Origin of the sequence: Rhodococcus sp. EPR-157 (assembly GCF_001647195.1) — a bacterium.
Lineage (GTDB): Bacteria > Actinomycetota > Actinomycetes > Mycobacteriales > Mycobacteriaceae > Rhodococcoides.
Genome location: NZ_LVCV01000100.1, coordinates 1 through 5382, shown reverse-complemented (window position 1 = coordinate 5382; position 5382 = coordinate 1). Strand labels below are relative to the sequence as shown.

Here is a 5382-nt window from a genome sequence, read left to right as displayed (position 1 = left end):
AGCGTCGTGAAGAGTCTCACGTCGGCCTCGGTGATCGTGTCGCCGACGAGATAGCGCTGGTTCGTGAGTCGTTCGACGAGCCAGTCCATGGCACTGAACAGACGGTCGTAGGCCTCGTCGTATGCCTTCTGTGATCCGGCGAACCCGCATCGGTAGACGCCATTGTTCACCTCGCGGAATACTCTTTCCGCGACCTCGTCGATCTCCCCGCGCAGCGCTTCGGGGTACAGGGTGGGAGCGCCGTCGCGGTGGTACTGCGTCCACTCGGTCGACATGTCGAGCGTCATCTGTGGGTAATTGTTGGTGACCACCTTGCCCGTCTCGATGTCGACGAACGCGGGCACGGTGATGCCGCGCGGATAGTCGGGGAAGCGGGCGAAGTAGGCGTCCTGCAATCGCGGGATCTGCAGCACCGCATCGACTCCGCCCGGTTCTTCCTCGAAGTTCCAGCTGCGGGGGTCGTGGGTCGGGCCCGGAATGCCAAGTGAGATTGCACTTTCCAGGCCGAGTAGCCGCCGCACGATGATCGACCGATGCGCCCACGGGCACGCGCGCGCGGCGATCAGCCGGTAGCGGCCGGGCTCGACGGGATAGCCGTCGCGACCGTCCGCGGTGATGCGCGTTTCGATGTAGTTGGTGTCGCGCGTGAATTCCTCACCGTTCTCGACATACGTCATACCTTCAACCTACGGACCGGAGAGCTCGACCGACACGAACACGCCCCATTCCTCGTAACCCAGCCGTGCGGCGAGGCGTCGGGACGTTCCGTTCTCGGAGTTGGTGCGCCACTGCGGAATCATGCCCTCGTCGAAGGCATCGTTGGTGGCCAGGCGCGCGACGACCTGACCGTTGCCCTGCCGTCGGGCACCGGGCGCAGTCAGCACGCCGAGGTCGGCGAGCACGCCCTCCCATTCCAGGTAGGCAGCGGTCGCGAGCGGCGCAGCGGTCTCGGCTGGTTCGTCGTCGCCGAGCACCGTGAACCACGATCGCTTGCGGGTCAGTTCGGCTGCGATGACGTCGTCGGGAGCGCACAGGGCTTCGAGTGCGAGCACGTGGGACAGTTCGTGCGAGATCAGCGGGTCGTGACGGTCGATGCTCGTGCCGATGTCGCCGGCGAAGTACAGAAGTATCGGGCCGTGGCTGCGTCCGGCGCCTACCGCTCCGAGTACTCCGCGCTCGGACCGTTCGTCGTCCGTGTATCTCGATGCCCACGAGTTCGGCGATGCGGACACCACGCTTTCGGGTCCGATGAGGGCGCTCGCGTCGCCGAGACGAACGAATGTGACGGACGTCGCATTGTCGTCGATCTCGATGTGACGGTGGGAGGGGCGTAGTGCCGAATCCTCCAGGCCGAGGCGCCGCGACCACGCGAGGCGGATGATGTCGTGATGATGTGAATCCACCTCGAACAGGCTATCGCGCCGCCTGAAAAACCGAGCTATCGATTTTTTTTGCCCCCGACGTATCGCATTGAGCGTTTGGATGGCATGATCAGGAAATGAGATTGGAGCTTCGACGTGAAGGTCCAGCTCGCTACAGAAGGTTTACGGTATGACGCAGGGCAGTGTTAAGTGGTTCAACGGCGAAAAGGGCTTCGGCTTCATCGAGCAGGACGGTGGCGGACCTGACGTGTTCGTTCACTACTCGGAGATCCAGGGAACTGGCTTCAAGTCACTCGACGAGGGTCAGCGCGTGGAGTTCGAGGTCGGCCAGGGCCAGAAGGGCCCCCAGGCCACAGGCGTTCGCGCTATCTGATCCCCTAAAAGGATCGCCACCCGAAATTGCTGACGGCTTGACGCTGTCTTCAGTTGAGGTTTCTCGAAGGCCGGATACATAGGAAGAAATTCCTGAGTATCCGGCCTTCGTGCTGTTCGGGCCTCCGGCCCAGTGGCGTGGTTATGTGCACCAGAGGACACATAACCACGCCACTAGTTACAAGCCCAGGTCCCGGCCGATGAGTTCCTTCATGATCTCGTTGGACCCGGCCCAGATCTTGGTGACCCGAGCGTCCTTCCATGCGCGGGCGGCTCGGTACTCGTTCATGAATCCGTAGCCGCCGTGTAGCTGGACGCAGTGGTCGAGAATCTCGTTCTGGACCTGCGAGGTCCACCATTTCGCCTTGGCTGCATCGATCGCGGTGAGCTCACCCCTGCAGTGTGCGTCGATGCAGTTGTCCACGAACGCCTGTGCCACATCGAGTTTGGTGACAAGTTCGGCGAGCAGGAATTTGTTCCACTGCAGTGAGCCGATCTGCTGACCGAATGCTTTGCGGTCCTTTGCGTACTGGATCGTCTCGTCGAGGATCGGGCGCGTCTGGCCGAGGTTGGCGACCGCACAGCTGATGCGTTCCTGGGGCAACAGCTGCATCATGTGGATGAAGCCGCCATCGAATTCACCGATCATATTGGCCGACGGCACCCGTACGTTCTCGAAGAACAGCTCTGCAGTGTCGGACTCGGGCTGACCCACCTTGTCGAGCTTGCGGCCGCGCGAGAAGCCCTCGGTGCCGTTCTCGACGGCGAACAGCGTGATTCCCTTTGCCTTCTTCTCCGGCGTCGTCCGAGTAGCGACGATCACCAGGTCGGCGCTGTTGCCATTGGTGATGAACGTCTTCGAACCGTTGATGATGAAGTCGTCGCCGTCCTTGACCGCGGTGGTCTTCAGCGCGGCCAGGTCGGATCCACCCGACGGTTCGGTCATGGCGATCGCGGTCAACAACTCGCCGCTGCAGAATCCCGGCAGCCACCGCTTCTTCTGCTCTTCGGTGGTGAGCTTGACAAGGTACGGCGCAACGATGTCGACGTGGATACCGAAACACGACGCCACTGCGGCGCTCGAACGAGCGAGCTCCTCACCGAGGACGGCGTTGAAGCGATAGTCTTCTGCGCCGCTGCCGCCGTACTCTTCCGGCACCTCCAGGCCGAGGAAACCGTTGCGGCCGGCTTCGAGCCAGATGTCGCGGTCGATGAACCGCTGCTCGATGAGCTTCTCTTCGCGAGGTGTGATCATGCGAGCGACGAACTCGCGGGCGGATTCTCGGAATGCGTCGTGATCTGCGTCGAACAGGGTGCGCTTCATGTGTGTTCCTCCAGGTAGCGGTAATTCAACCGGACATTACTCGCCGGTAACTGCGGCTCGCGCAGCGTATGGCACTCTGACACTCATGGCTGACCAACCCACTTCACTCGTCAGGTACACCACGGATGCCGGCGCCGAGGTTGCCGTCCTGACCTTCGACCACGGACCGCTCAACCTTTTCGATCAGGCGATGTTCGACGCGGTGACGGCGAATGTTGCCGATCTGACCGCGAATCCTCCCCGTGCTGTGCTGCTGCGCGCCGAGGGCAAGGTGAACTCCGCGGGCGTCGATGTCCACGTCTTCGATGGACTCACCGCGCAGCAGGGCGCCGATCTGTGGCGCGAACTGTTCGCCGGCATCGCGCACCCACTCGAAGCCCTGCCTTGCCCGGTGGTCTACGCCGCGCACGGTCTGACGCTGACGGCCGCGTTCGAGATATCCCTCGCCTGCGACATCATCCTCGCGAGCCCGAAGGCGAAGTTCGGTCTCGTGGAAACGGTCGTCGGATTGACTCCGTCGATGGGCGGTCCGCAACGTCTCGCCGAGCGCGCCGGATCGGGACGAGCACGCGAGCTCGTCATGACGGGAGACCTCTACGACGCCCAGACGATGAAGGAGTGGGGCGTCGTCAACGCCATCGAAGACAATCTCGACGAGATGGCCCGTTCCCTGACCGAGCGGTTGGCCGCCGGTCCGACGGTGGCTCACGCTGCCACCAAAAAGATTGTGGCAGCGTGGCGTTCGGGTGGTATCGCACACGCTGACGAGATCACCTCCGAGGTGTCCGGGGCGTTGTTCGCGACGGATGACCTTCGCGGTGCGGTGAAGAGTTTTCTGGCCGACGGCCCGGGTAAGGCCACCTACACCGGTCGGTAGAATCGTTGGGATGACTACGCTGCCCCTCGCTGAACTGCACATGCACATCGAGGGTTCGCTCGAGCCCCCGCAGATCTTCGAGTTCGCCGAGCGGAACGGGATCACGTTGCCGTATGGGGACATCGACGAGCTGCGGGGGTTGTACGAGTTCACGGACCTACAGTCGTTTCTGAACTTGTACTACGCCAATACTTCTGTGCTCCGAACTGCCGAGGACTTCGCCGACCTGGCGCGTGCCTACTTCCGGCGGGCCGCGGCGGGCGGTGTAACGCATGCGGAGATCTTCTTCGATCCGCAGGCGCACACATCGAGGGGTGTCTCGTTGGAGGCCGTCGTCGAGGGGTTGGCCGATGCGTCGTCGTCGAGCGAGCGAGAGTTCGGGGTCACGAGCGGGTTGATCGCGTCGATCCTGCGGGACCAGCCGGTGCTGCATGCCAACAAGTTGCTGGACGATCTGCTGGCGTTGGACGCGCCGATCATCGGGCTCGGGCTGGATTCCGCCGAAGCAGGGTTTCCGCCGTCGTTGTTCGTCGATGTGTTCGCGAAGGCACGTGCCGAGGGACTGCATGTCGTCGCGCATGCGGGGGAGGAAGGGCCTGCCGAGTACATCTGGGAGGCTCTCGATCTTCTCGGTGTCGAGCGTATCGACCACGGTGTCCGCTGCCTCGAAGACGATGCGCTGGTGAATCGTCTTGTCGAGGAGGAGATCCCGCTGACGGTCTGCCCGTTGTCGAATGTGCGTCTCAAGGTCTACGACGATCTTGCCGACCATCCGATTCGACAGATGATCGAACGCGGACTGATCGTGACCGTGAACTCCGACGATCCGGCCTACTTCGGCGGCTACGTCGACGACAATTTCGATGCTCTCGTCGACAAGCTCGGTTTGACCGAGCGTGAACGAGAGATACTGCACGACAACTCGATCAAGGCGTCTTTCACTTCACGGTGACGAACGCTGTGGGGTAGCCGGTGGCGCCGTCGGGAACGGTATCCGCCGTCGTCGATGTCTGGATGTCGCCGGTTCGGTCGGTGGCGCGGGCGCGGATGGTGTGATCGCCCGGCGTCGCATCCCATCGATATGTCCATTGGCGCCAGGTGTCGACCGAGTATTCCTCGGACAGTTCGGCGGGAATCCAATCGCCCTCGTCGATCTGTACGTCGACGCCGGCGATCCCGGTGTGTTGCTTCCACGCAACGCCGGCGATGACGAGTGGGCCTGCACTGACGGCACTGCCGGACCTCGGAGTGTCGATCCGTGAGGCCGTCTTGATCGGGCCCAGTTCGCTCCAGCCGCGGTCGGTCCAGTAGGCGGTGGCCTTGTCGAACCGGGTGACTTCGAGGTCGGTGACCCATTTGGTCGCCGAGACATAGCCGTAGAGACCCGGCACCACCAGCCGCGCCGGGTAGCCGTGTTCGACGGGAAG

The 5382-nt window shown here is 62.8% G+C and carries 7 protein-coding genes; 3 read left to right on the top strand and 4 right to left on the bottom strand.

Annotation, left to right across the window (positions count from 1 at the left end):
- Both A2J03_RS03970 and A2J03_RS03965 read right to left on the bottom strand, forming a co-directional pair.
- A partial coding sequence (locus tag A2J03_RS03970; protein ID WP_068369980.1) for a glutathione S-transferase C-terminal domain-containing protein occupies nucleotides 1–677 on the bottom strand: 677 nt, incomplete at its 3' end.
- 9 nt (nucleotides 678–686) lie between these two features.
- Entirely contained in the window at nucleotides 687–1403 is a 717-nt protein-coding gene (locus A2J03_RS03965; protein ID WP_068369977.1) for a GNAT family N-acetyltransferase, read from the bottom strand.
- Nucleotides 1404–1551: 148 nt separating this feature from the next.
- On the opposite strand from A2J03_RS03965, the gene A2J03_RS03960 reads away from it, so the two are divergent.
- On the top strand, nucleotides 1552–1755 hold the full coding sequence (locus A2J03_RS03960; RefSeq protein WP_068369974.1) for a cold-shock protein: 204 nt from the start codon (nucleotides 1552–1554) through the stop codon (nucleotides 1753–1755).
- Between the two features lie 177 nt (nucleotides 1756–1932).
- Here the strand turns inward: A2J03_RS03960 and A2J03_RS03955 are convergent, their stop codons facing one another.
- Entirely contained in the window at nucleotides 1933–3078 is a 1146-nt protein-coding gene (locus A2J03_RS03955; RefSeq protein WP_068369972.1) for an acyl-CoA dehydrogenase family protein, read from the bottom strand.
- 85 nt (nucleotides 3079–3163) lie between these two features.
- On the opposite strand from A2J03_RS03955, the gene A2J03_RS03950 reads away from it, so the two are divergent.
- Both A2J03_RS03950 and A2J03_RS03945 read left to right on the top strand, forming a co-directional pair.
- Nucleotides 3164–3955: an enoyl-CoA hydratase/isomerase family protein gene (locus tag A2J03_RS03950; RefSeq protein WP_068369968.1), complete on the top strand. Its 792-nt coding sequence runs from the start codon at nucleotides 3164–3166 to the stop codon at nucleotides 3953–3955.
- Between the two features lie 10 nt (nucleotides 3956–3965).
- Complete coding sequence (locus A2J03_RS03945) at nucleotides 3966–4907, top strand: adenosine deaminase (protein ID WP_068369965.1); 942 nt, start codon at nucleotides 3966–3968, stop codon at nucleotides 4905–4907.
- Here the strand turns inward: A2J03_RS03945 and A2J03_RS03940 are convergent.
- Nucleotides 4894–5382: molybdopterin-dependent oxidoreductase (locus A2J03_RS03940; protein WP_156520189.1), on the bottom strand; the 489-nt coding region annotated here is incomplete at its 5' end. The genes A2J03_RS03945 and A2J03_RS03940 overlap by 14 nt on opposite strands.

Excerpts from the sequence above, each read along its gene's own strand:
- A2J03_RS03960 (WP_068369974.1), top strand. The coding sequence starts at position 1,552 with ATGACGCAGGGCAGTGTTAAGTGGTTCAACGGCGAAAAGGGCTTCGGC.
- A2J03_RS03955 (WP_068369972.1), bottom strand. The coding sequence starts at position 3,078 with ATGAAGCGCACCCTGTTCGACGCAGATCACGACGCATTCCGAGAATCC.
- A2J03_RS03950 (WP_068369968.1), top strand. The coding sequence starts at position 3,164 with ATGGCTGACCAACCCACTTCACTCGTCAGGTACACCACGGATGCCGGC.
- A2J03_RS03945 (WP_068369965.1), top strand. The coding sequence starts at position 3,966 with ATGACTACGCTGCCCCTCGCTGAACTGCACATGCACATCGAGGGTTCG.